This window comes from Streptomyces sp. NBC_01478 (assembly GCF_036227225.1).
GTDB lineage: Bacteria > Actinomycetota > Actinomycetes > Streptomycetales > Streptomycetaceae > Streptomyces.
This window is the reverse complement of sequence record NZ_CP109444.1, coordinates 344,143-365,654: the sequence shown is the minus strand read 5'-3', so window position 1 is coordinate 365,654 and position 21,512 is coordinate 344,143. Positions and strand designations below refer to the sequence as shown.

Sequence of the window (21,512 nt, the reverse complement as noted above, 5' to 3'; positions counted from 1 at the left end):
CTCTGTGGCTGAATTCCACAGCCTCCTGGGGGCAGGCTCAGGGGCCCACGGCGTACTGCTTGTTCCCGTACAGGACAGTCGCTGGTATGTCGTTGGCCTGGGTCCACTCCGCAGCGCCCGCGATCAGTGTGTGGTCCAGGAGCGACACTGTTTCCCGCACGGTGCAGACCACAATGGCCGAAGCCTGTGTCAGTACGGGCACGCCGCCTGCCCAATGCCAAGGCACACCCGCGAACCGCTCCGCCTGGGTACCCGTGGCGAACTGCGCTACCAGTCGTCGATCTGTCCAGGACAGGACGTTCACCGCGAAGCGCCCCTCTGACCGAATGTGAGCCAGGGTTCGGCTCGTGGTGGTCAGGGACAGAAGCACACTGGGCGGATCCACGGACAGGGACATGACCGCGTTGGCAGTGCATCCGACAGGTCCGATCGTGGTGATGACAGTGACACCGGTCGGCAGTCGGGAGATTGCATGACGGTACTCTTCGGCGGAGACGCTCAGATCGCCTGGTATGCAGTCCTCGGTCTTCATCGCGCTCCTTTCGGCGGTGCGGCGGCTATCCGCGCCGACCGGCGATCATGGCGGCCACGGTCTGTCGGTCGATCTTTCCGTTGATGTTCAGGGGAAGTTCGTCAAACACGGTCACGCTCCGCGGGATCATGTACTCGGGTATTCGGGAGCGCAGATCTGACAGGATGTGTTCCGGCTGAGGATCCGGACCTGTGCAAATCGCTTCCAAGGACAGGTCGCCGACAGCGTCCGGGATCGCAATCACGATCGCGTCGCGTACGCCCGACTGCTCGCGCAACAGGGCCTCGATCTCACCCAGTTCGACCCGGTAGCCGCGAATCTTCACCTGCTGGTCCATTCGCCCCAGGTGAATCAGTTGTCCGTCCCGCCGGGCGACTCGGTCGCCTGTGCGGTACCAGTGGGCTGTGGTGATCGGGGAGTCCCCGGAGTGGGGGACCGATGTGCCGGTGGCGCCGTTGTGCAGCAGGAACCGGTCCGAGTTGTTCTGTGGGTTCAGATAGCCGGGGAACCGCTGAGGGCCGCGGACAAGCAGTTCGCCGTCGTCGGAGGGAAGCCCTTCCGTATCGAGCACCAGGTAGGAAAGTCCTGGGTACAGTGCCCCGATGGGGACCGTGCCGTTGGCCGGGCGGGGCCACTCTGCGACGTCCCTGGGCAGCCGGAACTCAGCGCAACTGATGGTCAGTTCGGTCGGCCCATAGAGATTTTCCAGAGTGCTCTCCGGCGCAGCCGCGGCCCACGCCTCAGCTTGCTGCAACGTCAGGGGTTCACCGCAGAACAGACTCCAACGCAAGGCAGGCAGGGACCCCGGCTTCAGTGCCCGCATCCGGCGTGCGAAAGACACCAGGGACGGCACGGAGAACCAGTGTGTGAGCTCCGCTTCCGCTGCCCACCGAACCGGCGCCATCAGGTCACGTCGCGTGGGTACGACCAAGGTGGCGCCACTGCCCCAGGCGGCGAACATGTCGAATACGGACAGGTCGAAAGTGAGGTCGAAGGTCTGGGACACCCGGCTCCCGGGCCCCAACTCGTACCGCGGTATGACGTGTGAGAGATACGCGGAGACATTGCTGTGCCGGATGGGCACGCCCTTGGGCGTGCCCGTCGAGCCGGAGGTGAAAAGCACATACGCGATGCTCTCGGGCCCGGTCGGCCGGGGAGCGGGAATGTCGTTCCCCTCCGCCGTCGTCGGCGGATGCGTGAGGGCCACGACCGGGGCCGGCAAGGTAAGGGCCGTGGTTTCTCGGCCGGTTGTCTCCGCAAGGACGAGGTCGAGGCCGCCGGCGGTCACGATCGCGGCGTTTCGAGCAGCCGGGAACGCCGGATTGAGCGGGACGACCGTGGCGCCCAGGAGTTGCACCGCGAGATAGCCGGCGTAGGCAAGGACGCTGCGCTCGGCCAGCAGCCCGACTCGCTGCGGCACCCCGTCGGCTGCGGTGAGCAGCCGCGCCGCTATGCACTCGGCCGCGTCCTGGAGCTCTTGGTAGGTCAGGCGGTCTCTTCCGATTTCAAGGGCCACATGGTCGGGAAACTCCGCGCCGGAGGCGGCGAACCACTCGTACAGAGTCTGTTTCACGGTCATCCTTCGCTGGGTACGACGGCGCTCGATTTCTCGGTGGCACGGATCAGATCGGTGAACGCCTCCTCGACCAGACCGGTCCGCGGTCGGCCGCGCGCCGCGGACAGGGCTGCGATGCGCAGTATCTTGGGGAGTTCTTGCCAGGCTGTGGTCTCGGAAGCGGCCGCTTCGGGATCCAGCGAGCCTTCTGAGACCAGGACCGCGTTCCGGTGCGCGTAGTGGCGTGCGGCGGCCCACAAGTCGTCCGTGTAGCGAGCGGCCGCCACGGGGTCCGCGAGCATTGTCGCGAGGATGTGGGACAGCACCGCTACCGGTTCGAGCAGCCACTGTCCGTCGTCCGGTGCGCCGTCATGCGGCTCTTGCGCGGGCCCGCGGTCGCCCCGGGTGCGGACAAGCCAGCGGTGGTGGCTCATGGGCGGAACGGCCGTGGCCCAGCCGAGGGCCATGCGGTCCCGGCGGGCCACCTCGGGCCCGAACTCCTTGACCGGCGCCAGGGCCCGCGCGAGTTCGGCGTCGTCCAGCCATCCCAGGAACGGCTCCTGTTCGCCGTGCGGGGTGAGCGCGGCGAAGTGGTCGGCCACCTTCCAGGAGCCGTTGCGCCGCCCGCGGATCAAGATCCAGTGCGGGGCTGCGGCCCGACCGAATCCTGGTGCCCACTCAATGTGCTCGGTGTTGGCGACAACCAACACCTGGCCTTGAGTGTTCAGTTCCGCGAGCAGCCCTTCCTGGGCCGTTCCCCAGTCGGGGGCGCCTCGATAGGCCAGCTCTTCGCCGTCCGCGGTGATGTCGATCCGGGTGTGGTGGGAGAAGGCCAGCTCGCTCGCGGGCAGATCGGTGCGCACCGCCAACCGTGTCGCCTTGGCGAAACGGCGCGTCACGGTGGGGATCTCCGATGCCAGATAGCAGATCAGGCCGGTCGTGTAGCAGCTCAACTGGGGTGGTTTCGCTAGGGCGTCAAGCACATCAGCACTCCGGGTCGGCGGGCAGGGCGTTGCTCCGGCCCCTGGCATCGGGGTCGTCGCGAGGGGTGAAGGCACAGCTGAGCGGGATCAGGGAGCTGTCGCGCAGACTGGTCCACCGGTACCGGCCCCAGCGGCCGTGACGGTGGCCCGGCGTCACGGCGATGGTCCAGGGGCGGCCGGCGAGACCAGTGCCCGCCGCTTTGACGCACGCCTCCTGGACGGTCCAGACCCAGGCGAGTTCGAGGGCCCGCTCCGGTGCGGGCAGCTCCTCGACTTGTGCGGCGTGCTGCTTCAGACAGCGCCGGAGGATGGCTTCGGACGGTTCGTCGGGCGGGAGTTGCACGTCGACGCCGACACGGCGGCCCGGTGCCACGGCCGCGGCGCTGAGGCCGCCGTCGTGGGAGATGCTCACGCCGACGTCCGGATGTCCGACCAGGCAGGGGCGTCCCTGTGCGTCGGTGCGGACCGCCGTGTCCGCCAGGTCGGGGCGCACCTCGCGGATGAGTCGGCGCAGGGTGGCTCGCCCCGCCAGGAACTCCTTGGCTCGCCACGCCGGAAGGCCCTCCGCTTGGGCGAGATCGTCCCGGTGGGGTTTCGCCGTGTCCGTCGCCGTCCGATCGGAGCGGCACAGGACCCACACCCCGTCTGTGATCTCGTACTGGCCACCGGGCTTCTCGGTTCGCATCGACATGCTTGCGGACTCCTCGGCCGGTCCTGTCGCTGTCATGCCCGTAGCTCCGCCAGGAGCTGTTCGGACATGTCGGCCACACCGGCGAGCATCAACTCGGTCACGCCCCCGCCGATACCGAGGACGCCGGCTTCCGCGCGGATGCCCTGAGCACCGCCCGCGGCGAAGCCGTCCGCTCCCTGAAGTTGGGTGCACCGGGCGAGCACGGTGTCGACCGTCAGTCCGACGGCGGACTTCAACAGGGCCCCGGCCGACAGGTTCTGCCCTTTCACTGCCGTCTCGGCGAGGCTGTCGCACAGCGCACGTAGCTGGGCAACGCGTACCAGGCACTCGGCGAAGCCCTGGCGAACGACCGCGTTGTGCCACAGAGGCTCTCCGTCGACGGTCCGCTGTCGAAGGCGCTCGCGGGTGTCCGCGAGCACCCGGCTGGTGAGCGCGACGGCCCACTGTGCCCCGGCGAGCCGCTCCGTGCTCATGTGCCGGGCGAATACGGTCATGCCGCGACCGTTTCTGCCGACCAGGTGATCAGCCGGCAGGCGCACCGAGTCGAACCCGATGTGCCCGGTCGCCGAGTTCGCGAGCAGGTGGGTCGCTGCGGCTCTTACCGTCACGCCTGCCGTCTTCGCCGGTACCAGGACCCAGCTGAAGTTGGTGAAATGTCGGCCGGGGCGGTGCCGGCCCAGGACCAGCAGGTATTCGGCGCTACCGGCGTTGGTCACCCAGCGCTTGCCGCCGTGGACCACCAGCTCGTCGCCTTCGATCCGCACCTCTGTGCCGAGTCCGCTGAGATCGGAGCCCGCGGCCGCCTCGTCAGTGGCGGCGAGCGCCACCTGGGTGGTCCCCGCCAAGGTCTGTTCGTAGGCGGCTGCGACGGGAGAAGGTGCGGACGGCACAGGGCCGGACCGGCCGGAGCCGAGGACCGGCAGTGCGCTGGCCGCCTGAACCAGCACGCTGAGCGTCGCTCCGTTGTCTCCGCGGGCGTCGACGGCCCGGAGCAGAGCGCCCAGGCGTGCCGGGTCCGCGACCGGGCCCAGGGTGTTGCTGCTCCCGTACAGCGCGCGCAAGGCGCCGGCTGCCCCGAGCGTTCGCCACACGGCGGTTGCCGGAGCGCTGACCGGAAGACTCTCCAGCGCTTGCGAGACCAGCTTCTGGTAGCCGGCCGACGATGCCTCTTGGGAAGCGGATGCCAGGTCAGACAAACCGCACCTCGGGATCGAGGAGGGCGAGCTTGCCGTCCGCCAGGTGCAGGCGGTCGTTGCTGTAGTTCAAGGACGCGGAGCGCAGGTCCCGTAGCGCGTGTTCGAGGCGGGTCGGGGAGCCCTTGAGATAGCCGTGCCGCATGCCGACCGCGTCGATGAGGCCGTCGACGACCGCGAAGCACTCCTCGGCGGCCGTGATCTTGAGCGCGTTCAGTTGTAGCTGGATCTTCGGCAGGCTCAGATCGGGGCTCCGGCTGACAGTCCGCTCCGTCTGCGCGAGTAGGGCGTGCACGGTGTCCAGACGCCTGCGTGCCTGGGACAGCCTGGTCAGGAGCAGCTCGGAGCCGAGGTCGACCCGGTTGCGGTTCTCCGGCGAGCGCAGCATCCGCAGTACTCGGGAGAGCGCGCCGGCCGCGGTGCCCAGCCAGGACGCCGACCAGCTCAGGTGCGCCATCGGGCCGAACACCGAGGTGACGATGGCCCGGAAGTCGCCCTGTACGCCGACCACGTGGTGCTCCGGCACCCTGCCGCGCAGGCGCAGCGCGACGCTGTGGCTGGCCCGCATGCCCAGCGGCTGCCAGTCGCCGGTCTGCTCGATGGTGAGCTGGTCGCGGTGCGCGTAGACGAGGGACACCTGACTCGGCGACGTGGCGCCCGGCGCGAGCATGGTCACCAGGAAGCCGTCGGCGTGCGCGCCGCCGGTGACGATGGGCGCGAACCGATCGACGTCCAGTTCGTCGCCTGTGGCGTCGAGGGCCGCCTCGGCTGTGAGCAGGTGGCCGCCCTTGCCGGCCTCGGTGGTGACCGAGGCGAGGTAGATCTTGCCGTTGGCGATCCGGGGCAGCAGCTCGGTGCGCAGCCGCTCGGTGCCGTAGCTCACTACCGCTGCGACTTGCTGGCAGTGCATGGCGAAGATCATCGCCACGGACATGTCGACACGTCCGAGTGACGTGCACGCTTCGACCATGTCCCGGATGCCGCCGCCGAGCCCGCCGTACTCGACCGGCACAAGCAAACCCAGTAGCCCGGAGCGGCGCATTTCGTCCAGCGCTTCGACGGGGAAGACGGCGTCGCGGTCGGTCCGGTCCAGGTGCTCGGCGGACACGGCGGTGACCCGGTCGGTCAGCCCGGCCAACTGCCCGGGCGCAAGCGGATCCGAGACGACCGCAGGTTCAGCTGCGATCGCGTTCATGTGCGCTCCTTGGTTCGGCGGGCGTGGCCGGTCATCGGACGTTCGCCGCCCGGCCCGCTTCCGAGGCCGCGCTGATCACGTTCCAAAGGCTGCCGGCGGTGGCGAAGGTGGCGTCGTTCATGTCTTCATCGGGCAGCACCACGGTGAAGGTGTCCTCGATGGCGAAGAGCAGTTCGATGGCTTGCATCGAGTCCAGACCCTGCTCCCGCAAGGGGGTCTCGGCGGTTATCTCCTGGTCGCCGAGGAACTTGAGGAAGGGGGTGAGCAGTTCGGTGAAGCGGGGGTCCATCAGTTCACTCCAGTGGTGGGATCGGACGCTGCGGAAACAGGGGCGCGGGTCAGTGACACACGGGTCGTCACCGGGGCGGTGCCGGGCCGGTCGCTGTCGACCACGGCCTCCGCGGGAAGCGCGTGGCCGAGGAAGCCGATGAGGCTGGCGTAGAGCCCGTAGGCGCCGACATTGGGTACGGCGACCAGATCACCCGGGCTGAGGGCGGGCAGCTTCGCACCGCGTGCCCAGGTGTCGAGCGGGGTGCACAGCGGCCCCACCACGATGGCGTCCAGCCCGGGGCCCGAGTCGGACCCGGCGGCGGTGCGCACCACGTGCGGAGCGAGCACCGGGAGTCGGCGCAGTCCGGACATCCCGCCGAGATGGTGGATGCCGGAGGCGAGAACGACGATGTCCCTGCCCTGGGAGCGCTTCACATCCAGGACGGGGGTCACCAGCGTGCCGGCGGTGCCGACGAGGTAGCGGCCCGACTCGAACACCACTTTCGGCGCCCCGTCGCGCCAACCGGGGATCTCCTCGTCGAAGAGCTCCTGCAGGCGGGGGCGGAGCGCGGTGAGGTCGACGGCCTCGCCCTCCTTGGCGAACGGTGCGCCGAATCCGCCGCCCAGGTCCAGGACGCGCAACCGTACGCCGTGTTCGGCGAGCAGTTCGGTCAACCGCCGAGCGGTGGCCAGGGAGCGCTGGAACTGGCCGTACAGGGAGTCGACATCGGTGAGGTTCGTCCCCATGTACAGATGCAGTCCCACGACTTCGGCCCTGGGCCGGTCCGTGAACCGTTCCGGCTCGGCCATCACCCAGCCCGTGTCCGCGCCGAACTGCGAGGCGACGCCGGTCATGACCAGGCCCTGGCCGGGGACCGGCTGGTCGTCGTTGATCCGCAGCAGGCAGCGGGCAGTGACATCGAACTCGGCGGCGAGCCTGTCCAACTGCTCGATCGCATAAGGCGAGTCGACGGAGAACAGCCGCACACCGCGGGTGAGGGCGTCCCGGATCTCGGCATCGCTCTTTCCGGGCCCCGTGTACAGCACGTCGGCGGGGTCCCAGTCCGCGCCGAGCGCCGCGTCCAGTTCGCCGGTCGAGCAGACTTCCGGCCGTGTGCCGCACGCGCGCAGCGTGGTCAGCAGCGCCGGGTGCGGGTTCGCCTTCAGCGAGTAGAACAGGCCGGTCCGGTCCGGCAGGGCTGCGCGCAGCCGATGGTGGTTGCGGCGCACTTCCGCGATGTCGTAGATGTACGCGGGTGTGGGGACGCCCTCCAGATCGGCCGGCGGAACGGGCAGCACACCTGCTTGACCCTCAACCCTGGACATGGTTCACCTGGTTCGCCAGGGCGGCCAGCGCCTTGCGGTCGGTCTTTCCGTTCCCGGTGAGAGGGAGCTCCGGCAGCACGAGGCAGGTGCGCGGAATCTTGTACTCCTCGATCACCCGACGCATCGCCCGGAGCACGTCTGCCGCGCTCAGCTCGTCGGTGACGGTCACGAACAGGCGGGCGGGTGTTGATCCGTCCGGGGCCAGAACGGCCGCCGAGCTGACGGCGGGCAGACGGCGTGCCGCTGCCTCCACCTCGATGACGCTGACACGGAAGCCGTTCTCTTTGTAGACGTCGTCGCGTCGACCTTCGACGTACAAATAGCCTTCTTCGTCGAGCCGGCCGTAGTCGCCGGTACGCAGTTCGGGGAACAGCCCCTCGGCTTTGGGGAAGCGGTGGGCGTTGAGTTCGGAATGCCGCCAGTAACCGGACATGACGTTCGGGCCACGGACCACGATCTCGCCGATCTCGCCGGCCGGCAGACGCCCACCCTTGGCGTCGACGACGAAGACCTCGGTGCCGGGCAGGGCCAGCCCGCTCGAACCAGGCCTGGCCAGATCCCCGTTCGCCGGCATGATGGTGGCCCGCTTGCACTCGGTGAGCCCGAACATCAGGTGTACGTCGAGTCCGGGGAGGCTCGCGCGCAGCACGGCCAGCGTGTCCTGCGGCATCGCGGCACCGGTGTTGGTCAGCATGCGCAAGGAGAGCTTGCGATCGCCGGCGCGTCGCAGCAGTCGCGCCAGGGTGTCGGCGACCGCGGGGACCGCGGGGAGCACGGTGGCCCGCGAGCGCAGCAAGTTGGTCAGCAGCGGTGGCCCTGCCTCCGCGGGCCGGCCCAGCCACACGTGGGCTCCGCTGCAGGTTCCCAGAAAAAGCTGGTAGAGGCCGTAGTCGAAGGAAAGGGGGAGCGGACTGTAGACCACGTCGTCCGGACGGTAGCCCAGCTCTTGTTGGATCGCCCGTACCGCGAAGAGCATCTGCTGGTGGGTGCTCACGACGGCTTTGGGAAGCGAGGTCGTGCCAGAGGTGTAGATCAGGCAGACCGGGTCCACGGAGAGCGGCGCGGTCGGTATCGGCCCGTCCTTGCCCTCGGTGTCGAAGGCGCGTGCTGTCACGGTCGCGAGGTCCTCGGCCCGCACACCCTGCTGCCCCGCCGTCGCCTGGTTGAGCACGGAGTCGCTGACGATCAGCATGGGTTCGCTGTCGTTGAGCACGTGCTCCAGATGCTCGCCCTGTACCTGCTCGTGCAACAGCGAGAATGCCACGCCCAGGCGCGAGGCGGCGTAGACCAGAACGGGCACCGTAGTGGATGCCTGTGCGCTGACCAGCAACCGGTGCCCACGCCGCAGACCCAGTTCGCCCAGCCAGTACGCGACGCGTCGGCTCGCGGCGGCCAGTTCCAGGTAGGTGATGGTGCGGTCGTGGCCAGTCACAGCGGGGCGGTCCGGCCAGCGCACAGCCGCCTCGTCCAGCAGTTCGGGCAGCAGCACAGCAGGGGGCTGAGTAGTCATCAGGCCTCTTCGAGGTGAGCGGGCGCAGGCTCGGCGTACAGAGATCGCCGCACGATTGCGCAGATGGCGTCGATGTCGTGCAGGTTCTCGGGCACCAGGTCCTCAGCGTCGAACTCGAAGTGCAGCTCCTCCTCCAGACGTTCGACGATCTCCACGATCCGGAAGGAGCTGAACCGCGGTACATCGCTGAGGAACTGCCCGTTCAGGAGCGGTTCGACCTCGGTGCCGAGCACCGCCGCGGCCACACCGGCGACAGTGCCGCGCAGCCCGGCGCCCACCGCGGAGGGCGACTCGGCGATATCGCCCGCAGCCGGGGCGTTGCCGAAGACCACGCTGTCCGCGTGCAACTGCTCGCGGAGGCGGGGCAGCAGCGCCGGGGGCTCTGTCCGGCCGCGTTCGACCCGGCGCACGGCCAGGTAGGTCTGCTCGGTGAGGGAGCCCCAGGCGCGCAGGTGGGCGTCGACGGCGCTGTCCGGAGACGGTCCGAACTCTGCGCGGAAGGCGGCGTGCAGCTTGCGGGAGCGGGCGAGGAACCAGGTTTCCAGGGTGAGTTGACTGAGGGCCGTGTTTCGGTCGGGGTACTGCGCATAGGCGTCGATGTACGCGTCAATGGCTTCAGGGCCCGCGAGATCAAGGGCGGCTGCAGCCGGGCCGGGCCCCTCGGCTGCGGGCGCGAGCTCGGCGATCAGAGCAGGGCTGGGCACGGCGGCGATGAAGTCCTGGGCAGGCAGGGTCCACAGCCCGGGGCGCGCGCTGCCCCACGGGGTTTCGTTGTGATACCCGTCCACGACGTTCACGTCGCCTGTGCCGTCGGCCTCGGCGAGGAAACTGTGCGCCATGTGGCGCTGCCGGAAGTAGGGCACCCACGGCAAGTGATAGGCGTCCGACACCACGTAACACCCCTCGGTCGACGGGATGTCGGCCGTCGCGGGTGTCCGGTGCAGCGCGCGCACGGCGATTCCGAGAGCGCTCTGCGCGTCGGCAAGGTGCTGCTCGACGGTCCGTTCCACGGTCGGCAACCCGTTGGCCCCGATCTCGGGACCGAAGTGCAGTGTCGCGCCGAGACGCAGGTGGGTGCCGGCACCATGCCACCTGTCGGCGAGCACGGCGAGGTTTACCTGGAGGCAGTCGAAGAGTTCGTACGGAATGGCAGGCGGCGGAGTCCGCAGCGGAGTGCGCCGGGGGACTTCGAGGTGTCCGCGGTCGAGCGGACGCACGGCGAGGTCTTCGGCCGGCTGCGGCAGGGGGTCGTCCGGGTCCCTCCTGCGAAGGCCGGCATCGCTTGAGCTTGATGCCTTGTAGCGCGCCATCGTCCCGTCCCTCATGGAATTGATTTCTGGCTCGGCGATGAAGCTATCGGAGCGAGTTAATATCGCCGCCATTCGCGTGCCATGCATTCAACATGCAGGTCCCCCTATCGCCGCATCGGCCACGTGCCCGGCCGTAAGTTTGCTGCCAAAAGGCCGACGGATCAGGACGCCGTGGACCTTCGCCGCGACCATCGGATTCTTTATGGATGGAGCTCATGGTCAACGCATGGTGCATAAATGGCGGCAATATCAAGTCGCTCCGATAGGTTCCTCGGCGAGCCAGAAATCAATTCCATGAGGGAGGGGCCGGCGGTGCGCTACGAGACATCAAGCTCACATGATGCTGACCTTCGCGGGAACAGCGGAGCTGACAACTCTGATGCGAACGACCACTCCGGCATCGGTTCCGATGCCGACGGAGCCGGCGACCTCGACATCGCAGTGATCGGCATGGCGGGCTCCTTCCCCGGGGCGCCCGATCTCGACCGGTTCTGGGAGATCGTCCGTGCCGGGCATCGGACCGTACGGACGGTGCCGGCCCCCGGGTCCGGCGCCCGTGGTGCGGCCTTGGACGCCCCGACCGCCGTGCGCGCCGGGGGAGTGCTCGACGGGGCCGAGTTGTTCGACGCGGCGTTCTTCGGCTACAGCCCCCGCGAGGCCGAGCTGCTCGACCCCCAGCAGCGGGTTTTCCTGGAGTGCGCATGGACCGCCCTGGAGGGGGCCGGCTACGGCTCGACGGTCGGGCGGCCGGTCACCGGTGTCTACGCCGGGGCCAGCCTGAGCACCTATCTGATCCGCCATCTGCTGCCCAACCCGGGCCTCGCCGACCTGCGTGAGGAGCAGATGCTCGGCAACATCACCGACACCCTGGCCACCCGCGCCGCCTACCACCTGGACCTTTCGGGCCCTGCGATGTCGGTGCAGAGCGCCTGCTCGACCTCCCTGGTCGCGATCCACCTCGCCTGTCAGGCACTGCTCGCGGGCGACTGCGAGATCGCGGTGGCCGGCGGCGCCTCGGTGCGCCTGCCGCAGATGTCCGTCCACGACGGCCGTGGGAACGGCATCCTCTCCCCGGACGGCGGCTGCCTGCCCTTCGACGCCCGAAGCGCGGGCACCGTGAGCGGCAACGGTGTCGGTGCGGTGGTGCTCAAGCCGCTGACCGCCGCGCTCGCCGACGGAGACCGGGTCCACGCTGTCGTCAAGGCCACCGCTCTCAACAACGACGGCCGCCGCAAGGTCGGGTTCACCGCGCCCAGCGTCCAGGGCCAGTCTGCCGTGCTGCGCGCCGCCCGCGACCTCGCCGGAGTCGACCCGGCCGACATCGGCTATCTGGAGGCGCACGGCACCGCCACGCCGCTGGGCGACCCGATCGAGTTCGCGGCGCTCGCCGAGGCCTTCGCCGGGCGCGACCCCGAGCTGGACGGGCGTTGCGCCCTGGGCTCGGTCAAGGCCCTGATCGGACACCTGGACGCGGCCGCCGGCATCACCGGGTTCCTCAAGGTCGTGCTGGCACTGGAGCACGCCGTCGTGCCACCGAGTCCGTACTTCGGTGAGCCGAACCCCGGCATCGACCTGGCGGGCAGCCCGTTCGAGGTGCCCACCGCCGAGCGGACCTGGGGGCGGCCTCGCGGCGGGCGGCGCCTGGGGGCGGTGAGCAGCTTCGGCATGGGGGGCACCAACGCGCACGTGATCCTCCAGGAGGCGCCCGACCCGGCCCCGGCCGGTCCGCCGTTTCGCAAGCGGCACCTGCTTGTGCTCTCGGCCCGTACTCCGAGCGCGCTGGAAACGGCTCGGGAGCGGCTGCGTGAGCATCTCCTCACGGGACCGGGGTCCAGTCCTGCCGAACTCGCCGACGCCGCGTCCACCCTTCAACTCGGCCGCACCGCCTTCACGCATCGCATGGCCCTGATCGCGGACTCCGCAGCGGACGCTGCGGCCGCACTCGCCCCCGGATCGCCGGCGGCCATGGCCGGTCACGTCGAAACCGGCCGTCGCGACATCGTGTTCATGTTCTCCGGCCAAGGCGCTCAGTACGTCGGCATGGGAGCCGAGCTGTACCGCACCGAGCCCGCGTACCGCGACGCCTTCGACACCTGCGCAGACCTGCTCATCCCGATCCTTGGCCGGGACCTGCGCGACCTCGTCCTTGGCGATTCCGCAGCCGATCGATCCTCGGGCGCCGTGGAAGATCCGGCTGTCGCCGAACTGCTGCGCCGAACCGAATTCGCGCAGCCTGCTCTGTTCGCCGTCGAATACGCCCTCGCACGGCTCTGGGAGTCCTGGGGCATCCGGCCCGCGGCGATGATCGGCCACAGCGTCGGCGAGTACGTGGCCGCCTGCCTGGCCGGCACGATGCCCCTTCAAGACGCTCTGCGTCTGATCGCCCTGCGCGGGCGCATGATGCAGGCGCTGCCGCCGGGCCGCATGCTGTCGGTCGCGCTGCCGATCCAGGAGGCCGAGCGGTTCGTCCGGGGCGACGTGGCCGTCGCCGCGTCCAACGCCCCGTCGCTCACCGTCCTGTCCGGGCCGGCCGAGGCGCTCGACGACATCGAGCGGACGCTGGCCGCCAAGGGAGTCGCGGTGCGTCCGCTGCACACCTCGCACGCCTTCCACTCCCCGGCGATGGATCCCATCCTTGAGGACTTCCGCGCCCTCGCGGCCGCCGTCCCGCTCGCCGCCCCCGCTGTGCCGTTCGTCTCCAACCTGACCGGGACGTGGATCACCGACGAGGAGGCCACCTCGCCGGACTACTGGGTACGACACCTGCGCCGGCGGGTCCGCTTCCACGAGGGCCTCGTGACTCTCGTGGAGACCGGACCGCTGGCGCTGATCGAGGTCGGCCCGGGCACCGCCCTGGCCACCCTGGCCCGGCAGAACCCTGAGATGTCCGGGAACCTCGTGGTCGGTAGCCTGCCCGCGCCCGGCAGGCCGGTCCCCGCCGACCGGACCGTGACCGAGGCCCTGGCCCGGCTGTGGCTCGCCGGGACAGAGCCGGACTGGACCGGCTACTGGCGCCACGACCGGCGCGGGCGTGCGGAGTTGCCCACCTACCCGTTCGAGCGGGAACGCTACTGGATCGACCCGCCGACCTCCGACGCGCTCATCGGCCTGCTCCCCATCGCGAGCGGTGAACCGGTCGGCACGCCGACGCCCACCGACGCCGCCAGCGCCGCCGCCGCGCACGGGGACCGCGCCGGCGAGGCCGCGCCCGCCGCCACGCTCGAAGCACATCCGCGTCGCCTGGCCACCGCCTACGTCGCCCCCCGCGACGACCGTGAGGAAGCCGTCGCGGAGGTCTGGCGGGACCTGCTCGGCATCGCCGACATCGGCGTCCACGACGACTTCTTCGAGCTCGGCGGCCATTCCCTGCTGGCCACTCGCGTCGTGGCCCGCCTACTCGACGTCCTCGGCGTCGAACTCCCGCTCAGTGCCCTGATGGAGGCGCCGACCGTGGCGGCGCTGTGCGAGTACGCCGACGAAGAGCTCATGAGTGCCTACCTCGGCAGTCAGTCCGCGTCACAGCCCGCCGCCACCGATCCGCTGCCCGACCCCCGGAAAGAGGGCGTCCGATGACCGAGACCATCCGCGAACCCGCCCGCGAGATGTCGGCCGACCAGCGCGCCGAAATCCTCGCCCGTCTGCGCGCCGAGAAGCGGGACGCCGCCGCTGCCGGTCGACTGCGCCCCCGTGACGCGGGCCTGGACCTGATCCCGCTCAGCCCGGCCCAGGAGCGCCTCTACTTCCAGGACCTGCTCGATCCGGGCAACCCGGCCCTCAACATCACCGTCTCGATCCGGGTCCGCGGCGCCGTGGACCACGGGGCCGTGGAACGCGCGCTCGCCGTGGTCGTGGAGCGCCATGAAGCGCTGCGCACCGCGTTCGTCGCCGGCCCCGAAGGGCCGCGCCAGCGAGTCGTCCCCGCCGGACCGGTCGCCGTCCCCGTCGCCGTGCCCGGCGACCGGCAGGGCTCGCCGGACCTCGACGCGGCCCTGGTCCGGCACGCGCGCACCAGACTCGACCTGGTCACCGGACGCCTCCTGGACGCCGCGCTGTTCCCCGTCGGGAGCGACGAGCACCTGCTCCAGATCGTCGTCCACCACATCGCCTTCGACGGCTGGTCCACCTCCGTCCTCGTGGCAGAACTCGTCGAGGCCTACCGCGCCGACGCCGGAGGCCGCCGGCCGAAGCTCCCGGCACTGCCGATCCAGTACCCGGACTTCTCGTTGTGGGCGCGCGAGCGCGCGGCGGGGGACCGCTACGAGCGCCGCCTCGCCGCGGTCCGCGACCGCCTGACCGGCGCCCCGTTCGTCCTGGACCTGCCCGCCGACAAGCCCAGGCCGTCGCTCCAGACCCACCACGGCGCCCTGACCCCCCTCGTCCTGGACTCCGGGACCAGCGAGCGCCTGGCCGCCCTGGCCCGCGCCGAGGGCACCACGCCGTTCGTCGCCCTGCTCAGCGTCCTCACGATCCTGCTCGGCCGGACCTCGGAGGACGCCGAAGTGGTCGTCGGATCCCCGGTGGCCGGGCGGACGCGTCCCGAACTGGAGCCGATGATCGGCTGCTTCGCCGACATCCTCGTCCTGCGCATGGCCCCGGCGGCCTCGGCCACCTTCCGCGACCTGCTGCGCGCGGCCCACGAGGAGGCCGGCCGGGCCTACGGGGACCAGGAGGTCCCGTACGCCAAGGTCGTCGAAGCCCTGGCGCCGCCGCGCGACCCGTCCCGCAACCCGCTGTTCCAGGTCATGTTCGGCTTCCACGAGGTCCTCCCGGCCCGCTTCGACGACGCGGTCCCGGAGTTCACCGTGGAGACCCGCGACAACGGCGTCACCGACTTCGACCTGTTCCTGAACATGGAACGTCGCCAGGACGGCTGCTTCGAAGGCGAACTGCGCTACAACACCGACCTGTTCACCGCAGACACCATCGCCGACCTCACCGGACGCTTCGCCGACCTGGCGCGCGCCGTCGCCGTCGCTCCCGACACGCCGTGGAGCCGCCTCGCTCCGGCGCGCGCCGGGCTGGTCGCGCTGGCGGCCTCCTTCCCGGTCGAACCGGTGCTGCCGGTACTGCGCGCCTGGGCCAGGCACGCGGGCCTCGGGCTGGGCTTCGAGGTGCCGTCCGAACCCGGCCCGGTGGCCGCACAACTGCGCGCGCTGACCGGCGTGTTCGGCATGAACCCCGGCGCGGCCCACGTGGTGCTGCTGCGCTGGGAGGATCTGGCCAAGGTCGGCGCAGTGCTGGACCGCCGCGACCCCGAAGCGGTCGGTGCGGCCCTGGACCGCGGCCTCGTCGAGCTCTGCGACGCCCTGTCCGCCTACCGTGCCTGGTCCGAGGACCCCCTGACGATCGTGCTCTGCCCGCCCTCGGCGGCGTGGTCCCGCTGGCACGGCACCGAGGTCTTCGACGGACCGGCCCGCCGTCTCGGCGAAGCCTGCCGACGCTGGTCCGACGTCCGGATCCGCACCGTGCAGGCCGCAGTGCCGAAGAACGCCGAGAGCACCCGGAGCACCAGGAGCGACGGCTTCGACGAGCACCAGGACGACGCGGACTTCCTGGACGGGCTGGACGTCGTGCCGTACGCCGGTGCCGACTTCCACGCCCTGCTCGGTGCCTCGGTCGTGCGCGGCCTGCTGCCGCTGACCGTCCGCGACGAGGATGGGCGCCCGGCCGAGCTCGTCCCGGTCTGGCCGTCGCGGCTGGCCGCCGGGGGCGCCGGACCTGTCGGCGGTGCCGACGCGGCCGACCTCGCCGACGGCGGACCTGCTGCAGAGAGGGGAGCGCCGGGCGCGGCCGGATTCCGCGAGCCGGTCACCGACACCGAGCGCCGCCTGGCCGCGATGTGGCAGCAGGCGCTCAAGGTCGACCGGGTCGGCCTGGACGACAGCTTCTTCGCCCTCGGCGGCCACTCCTTCCTCGCCGTCGAGCTGCTGACCCGCATCAAGGCCGAGTTCGGCCGCTCGGTGGAGCCGTTCGAGCTCTTCCGCGGCCCGACCCTCGCCCACCTCGCCCACCTCGTCGACGCCTCGGCACCCGGCGTGCCCGAGGACGGCCCGATGCCCGTGTCACGCGACCAGCCGCTCGTACCGTCCTCCACCCAGCGCCGGCTGTGGACCCTGGCGAAGGTGCACGGCGCCGGCCTCCTGCACAACAGCGCCTTCCCGCTGCGCATCGACGGCGACCTCGACGAGGCCGCACTCCGCACGGCTGTCGCGGCCCTGCTCGATCGCCACGAATCGCTGCGTACGACGATCGCCGAGGACCGCGACGGTGTGCCGGTGCTGCGCATCGTGCCCGATGCGGAGCGCTGGGGGAGCGAGGTCTTCCCGGCGACGGCGACCGTCCCCGAAGGGCCGGGCCGGTCCGGCGAGATCGAGCGACTGATGCGCGCCGCCGCCGAGGAGACCTTCGACCTCGACCGTGGTCCGCTGGCCAGGTTCCGGCTGTTCGCCGCCGGGCCACGCACCCACTACTTGTCGATGGCCATGCATCACGCGGTCACCGACAACCGGTCCTGGGCCATCATCGTGCGCGACCTGGCCGAGCTCTACCACGCCGCCTGCTCGGGACGGGATCCGGAGCTCCCGGAGCTGCCGGTGCAGTTCGCCGACTACGCCCACTGGCAACACCACTGGCTCCTCGGCGCGGGCGGGCGCGAACACGAGACGCGCTGGCGGGAGATCATGCGGGACGTCCCGGCGCTCTCCTCGCTGCCGACCGACTTCCCGCGCACCGCGGAGATCGGCTCGGACAGCGCCGCGGTCACCCGGCGCGTCGACAGCGAGCTGGCCGCACGGCTGCGCGCCGCCGGACGCCGGATGGAGGTGCCGCTGTTCAGCGTCGTACTCAGCGCGTTCCATCTGTTGGCCGCCCGTGCCGGCGGACGAGACGAGTTCGTCGTCGGCACGCTCAACGGCAACCGCGAGCACGCCGGACTGTCCGATGTCGTGGGCGACTTCGCCGACCTGGTGCCGATCCGGCTGACCGGGGTCGGCGACCTGACCGTCGCGGGCCGGGTCGCGGCCACCCACGAAGCGATTCTGGATGCACGCGCTGTCCAGCGGCTGCCGTTCGAGAACATCGTCTCGGCGGTCCGCGCCGGGCGCGTCCCCGGCCGCCAACCGCTGTTCCAGACGCTGTTCAACTTCGTCGACGGCGACGACAGCCTGCCCGACATCGACGGTCTGACCCTGGAGCCGCTGAGCTGGCTCCGTGCCGGGACGGAGTTCGAGCTCTTGTTCAGTCTCGACGCCGAGGGCGACGAGTTCCTGATCACCCTGGACTACCAGACCGGGCTGTACTCACCCGCCGGGGCGGAGGCGCTGTTGGAAGCGTTCGCCGCCATGCTGGAGGCGGTGGCCGGCGACTCCGAGGCCCGCAGTGGTGATGTCGCCTTCCCTCAGGGCTGCCGGATGCCGGTGATCGCGCCCGGAACCGAACCCGACACCGAGTTCGACCGCGCAGCCACCGTCCCCTCCACCGCCGTGGCGGCCAGTTTCACCGCCGAAGCGGCCGGCCCGGCGCTCGGCTTCTGGTTCGACCTGTTCGGCCGGCCGGCCAAGGTCGCCTTCGCACCCTACGCGCAGGTCGTACAACAACTCCTCGACCCGGACGCCGCCTTCGGCACGGCCGGGGCACGCGTCAACACCGTGCTGCTCCGCTGGGAGGACGGGGTCCGCCACCTCGGCCACGATCCGCGCGCTCTCGTCGGCGCCGTTGACGGCCCGGCCCGCTTCGACGCCGTAGTCCGCGACCTCGAAACCGCCCTCGGCGATCTGCACGCCGCCCTGCTCAGCCACCGCGCCTGGTGCCGGACACCGCTGCTGATGGCCATCTGCCCGGCCTCGCCCGGCTGGTCCGCGGAACCGTGGGCCACCCTGGAACGCGGGCTGACCGCACGGCTGACGCGGCTGGCCGCGACCCTGCCCGCCGTACGAGTTCTCGACGTCGGCCCCATCGCCGACCGGTACCCGGTGGAGCGACGCGACGACGAACACGCGGACCGTCTCGCGCACATGCCCTACACGCCGGAGTTCACGACGGTTCTGGGCACGGTGGTGGCCCGCGCTGTCCTGAGCACCGAACCGCGCGGCACCGTCTGCCTGGACCCCGGCCGTCTGCTGGGGCTCTGCGGCGGTACCGGGGCCGACGACGGCGAACGCGCCGCGCTCGTCGCCCGCGCGCTACGGCGAGCGACGGCCCAGAACCGCTCGCTGGTGTTCGCCGGTGCCGAGCCCGCCGTTCGACTGGAGCTCGCCGCCCGTCCGGACCTGCTGCCCGACGTGGATGCCGCCTTGTGGCTCGCCGGGCATTCCGTCGGGGACCTCGAAGCCGGATTCGCGGAGGCGGTCGCCGTCGGCGCCGTCGACCCGGCCGACTGCGTCGTGCTGGATCCGGACGCAGAACTCTGCGAGCGGCTGGGCGCCCGCTTCCCGGGCGTTCTCGCGGTCGCGATACCGGAGGAGGCGGACAGTACGCGCCACGTATTGGACCACCTGTGGGCGCTCGACCAGCCGATCTTCCCCGGGGAGTACGACGCCGACGCCGCCCTCGGGACCGCGCCGAGCGTCAGCGCGGCCGCCGGCTCGCGCATCCTGACCGAACTGTCGGACGCGGCCGGAATCCAGGCGGCCGTGGACCGGGCCCGCTGGCGCGTGTACCGAGGCGAATACGTCGAGCCGCGCACCGGGCGTGAACGGCAGTTGACCGAAATCCTGGCCCGGCTGCTCGGCATCGATCGCGTCGGGCTCTCCGACAGCTTCCTGGCGCTCGGCGGCGACTCGATGACCGCGATCCAGGTCGTCTCCCAGGCAGCCCGGTGCGGCATCAGCCTGTCGCCGCGTGCCGTCCTGGAGGCGGCGTCGGTCGCCGACCTGGCCGAGGCCGACGCGGCCCCGGTGGTCGTCGCCGATCAAGGCCCGGTCATCGGGCCGGTGGCCCTGGCCCCGGCTCAGCGGTGGTTCTTCGCCAACCCGCTCGGAGCCGGCGGCGACCCCAACTACTACAACCACCCCTACTACCTCACGGTGCGTCCGGACGTCACCGCGGAACACCTGGAAAGCGCTCTGCGTGTCCTCGTGGACCATCACGACGCACTCCGGCTGCGCTTCGCCCGCGGCGAGGACGGTGAGTGGCGGCAGTGGTCGGAGCCCACCGGCGTGGATGTGCCGTTCGAGCGCGTCGATCTGACCGGGACACCGGCCGAGGAGCGCGCCGAACGGGCCGAGGCTCTGGCCATCGGGCTCCAGAGCGGCCTCGACCTGGCTGCCGGGCCGACCCTGCGCGCGCTGCACCTGCACACCGACGGCGAGCCGGACAGGCTGCTGATCATCTGCCATCACCTGGTCGTGGACGGCATGTCCCGAGGCATCCTGCTGGAGGATCTGACCACCCTCACCGAACAGGCCGTCATGGCGGCACCGCTGCGCCTGCCTCCGAAGACCACGTCGTTCCGCGACTGGACCGACCGGGTCGACGAGTACGCGTCGAGCGAGGAACTCCTCGCCGAGGTGCCGTTCTGGCTGGAGCAGGTCGCCCCCACCCCGGAAGGTGTCCGCGCACCGGTCGTGCCGGTCGACCACGAGGGCGGATCGCGGGAGATGGCCTACATGGAGACCGCCGAGGTGCGGGTCAGCGCCGCGGAGACGGCCGCGGTGCAGCGGCTCGCCGTCGGCCGGGGCGCCAGCCTGTCCGACGCGGTCTTCGCCGCCTCGGCTTCGGTCCTGGCCGAATGGACCAGTAGCGACTCATGCCGGTTCGCGGTGGCCGGGCACGGGCGGCCCCACCGATTCCCGGACCTCGACCTGGTCCGGACGGTGGGCTGGTTCCAGATCTACTTCCCGATCGGTATCGACGTCGCCGATACCGAGGGCATGTCACTGGTGCAGTCGGTACACCGCCGGCTCGCGGTCGTCCCCGACTCCGGTTTCGGCTACGCGGTGCTGGCCGGCCAGCATGCCGATCCCGCACTGCGCGTCGGCCTGACGGGGGGCGAGCAGCCCTTGTTCAGCTTCAACTACATGGGTGAGTCCGGGTTCGAGCAGACCTCCGCGCACACGTCCCTGTTCGGGCACTGCCCCGATTCGTACGGACCCTGCCAGGACGGTGCGTGCACCTGGCCCTATCTGTTCGACCTGATGCCGGCCATCGTCGACGGCGCGCTGGTCCTTCAGATCTACTACCGGCGCAGCATCCATGACGCCGCGACCGTCACGGCGCTCGCCGAGCGCATCGCCGACCGATTCCGCGCCCTGGCCGCACCCACGGCCCAGTAATCAACCCGGCCCCCCGATCCCGTTCATCAGATTCGAGTCCTGTGAAAGGTGGATCCCATCATGTCCTCCCGGTCCACGTGTCCCATCACCGACATCGCGGTCACGGCCCTTGCGGCTCCTGTCCCGGCGCCGCGTACCCGGCAGGCGGTCCGCTGATGGGCACCGCCGAGCACACGGCCGATGTGCCGCCGACCGACCATCTGTCCGGCCTGATCGCCGAGGTCCTGGGGGTGTCGGGGGCCGAACTGGCCGAGGACGCCGGGCCCGGCGTCCATGAGGCCTGGACGAGCCTGAAGCACATCGAGGTCGTGGTCGTGCTGGAGGAGCACTACGGGGTGGCCCTCAGCAGCCGGGAGATCAGGGGCATCACCAGCATCGCCGGTCTGCGCGAGCTCCTGGTGGCCAAGGGGGTGGCCTCGTGACCGTCGCCGACTTCGCGCCGCTGTCCGCTCCGAGCCCGGCACGCAGGCCCGGCGGGACCGGAGTCGACGGCCCTGCCTCGCTGCTGACGATCCGGCACTTCGAGCGGACCGAGGTGCGCCTGTCCGAGGACGGTACGGCGCGCCTGGGGCACCACGACACCCCTGCGGCCTCCTGCGGCCACCGTTACATCAATCCTTGACGCGGTCTGTTCTCTCGCCGAGGTCAAGCAGGCCCTGGAGACCGTCGACATCCT

Annotated in this window: 14 protein-coding genes; 4 read left to right on the top strand and 10 right to left on the bottom strand. The window is 70.7% G+C overall.

Annotated elements, in window-relative coordinates; all coding sequences use genetic code 11:
• Window positions 1–37: 37 nt before the first annotated feature.
• Genes OG223_RS01495 through OG223_RS01450 form a run of 10 tightly spaced genes read right to left on the bottom strand, consistent with a single transcriptional unit; the run spans window position 38 to window position 10,637 of the window.
• A complete protein-coding gene (locus OG223_RS01495) occupies window positions 38–532 on the bottom strand; it encodes a flavin reductase family protein (RefSeq protein WP_329241191.1) in 495 nt (164 codons plus the stop codon).
• A 25-nt stretch (window positions 533–557) separates the two neighbouring features.
• Window positions 558–2,111 carry an amino acid adenylation domain-containing protein gene (locus tag OG223_RS01490; RefSeq protein ID WP_329241188.1) on the bottom strand — a complete coding sequence of 518 codons (1,554 nt, stop codon included), beginning with the start codon at window positions 2,109–2,111 and terminating at the stop codon, window positions 558–560.
• A complete protein-coding gene (locus OG223_RS01485; RefSeq protein WP_329241185.1) occupies window positions 2,108–3,070 on the bottom strand; it encodes a hypothetical protein in 963 nt (320 codons plus the stop codon). The genes OG223_RS01490 and OG223_RS01485 overlap by 4 nt, the downstream gene beginning before the upstream one ends.
• 1 nt (window position 3,071) lies before the next feature.
• The gene (locus OG223_RS01480; protein ID WP_329241183.1) at window positions 3,072–3,761 is read right to left on the bottom strand and encodes a 4'-phosphopantetheinyl transferase family protein; all 690 of its coding nucleotides are present in this window, start codon (window positions 3,759–3,761) and stop codon (window positions 3,072–3,074) included.
• A 32-nt stretch (window positions 3,762–3,793) separates the two neighbouring features.
• Window positions 3,794–4,957: an acyl-CoA dehydrogenase family protein gene (locus OG223_RS01475; protein ID WP_329241180.1), complete on the bottom strand. Its 1,164-nt coding sequence runs from the start codon at window positions 4,955–4,957 to the stop codon at window positions 3,794–3,796.
• Complete coding sequence (locus OG223_RS01470; RefSeq protein WP_329241177.1) at window positions 4,950–6,149, bottom strand: acyl-CoA dehydrogenase family protein; 1,200 nt, start codon at window positions 6,147–6,149, stop codon at window positions 4,950–4,952. The genes OG223_RS01475 and OG223_RS01470 overlap by 8 nt, the downstream gene beginning before the upstream one ends.
• Window positions 6,150–6,180: 31 nt before the next feature.
• A complete protein-coding gene (locus tag OG223_RS01465; RefSeq protein ID WP_329241174.1) occupies window positions 6,181–6,438 on the bottom strand; it encodes an acyl carrier protein in 258 nt (85 codons plus the stop codon).
• Window positions 6,438–7,745: a type III PLP-dependent enzyme gene (locus OG223_RS01460; protein WP_329241171.1), complete on the bottom strand. Its 1,308-nt coding sequence runs from the start codon at window positions 7,743–7,745 to the stop codon at window positions 6,438–6,440. Before OG223_RS01460 ends, OG223_RS01465 begins: the two co-directional genes overlap by 1 nt.
• Entirely contained in the window at window positions 7,732–9,255 is a 1,524-nt protein-coding gene (locus tag OG223_RS01455; RefSeq protein ID WP_329241168.1) for a class I adenylate-forming enzyme family protein, read from the bottom strand. The genes OG223_RS01460 and OG223_RS01455 overlap by 14 nt, the downstream gene beginning before the upstream one ends.
• Window positions 9,255–10,637 (bottom strand): hypothetical protein, encoded by a 1,383-nt coding sequence (locus OG223_RS01450; protein WP_329241165.1) that lies wholly within the window; start codon window positions 10,635–10,637, stop codon window positions 9,255–9,257. The genes OG223_RS01455 and OG223_RS01450 overlap by 1 nt, the downstream gene beginning before the upstream one ends.
• A gap of 165 nt (window positions 10,638–10,802) precedes the next feature.
• On the opposite strand from OG223_RS01450, the gene OG223_RS01445 reads away from it, so the two are divergent.
• The 4 genes from OG223_RS01445 (at window position 10,803) to OG223_RS01430 (ending at window position 21,458) form a co-directional block, all read left to right on the top strand.
• Entirely contained in the window at window positions 10,803–14,138 is a 3,336-nt protein-coding gene (locus tag OG223_RS01445; RefSeq protein ID WP_329241163.1) for a type I polyketide synthase, read from the top strand.
• Window positions 14,135–20,836 (top strand): condensation domain-containing protein, encoded by a 6,702-nt coding sequence (locus OG223_RS01440; RefSeq protein ID WP_329241160.1) that lies wholly within the window; start codon window positions 14,135–14,137, stop codon window positions 20,834–20,836. Before OG223_RS01445 ends, OG223_RS01440 begins: the two co-directional genes overlap by 4 nt.
• 155 nt (window positions 20,837–20,991) lie before the next feature.
• On the top strand, window positions 20,992–21,258 hold the full coding sequence (locus tag OG223_RS01435; protein ID WP_329241158.1) for an acyl carrier protein: 267 nt from the start codon (window positions 20,992–20,994) through the stop codon (window positions 21,256–21,258).
• Entirely contained in the window at window positions 21,255–21,458 is a 204-nt protein-coding gene (locus OG223_RS01430; RefSeq protein ID WP_329241157.1) for a hypothetical protein, read from the top strand. Before OG223_RS01435 ends, OG223_RS01430 begins: the two co-directional genes overlap by 4 nt.
• Window positions 21,459–21,512: the final 54 nt, after the last annotated feature.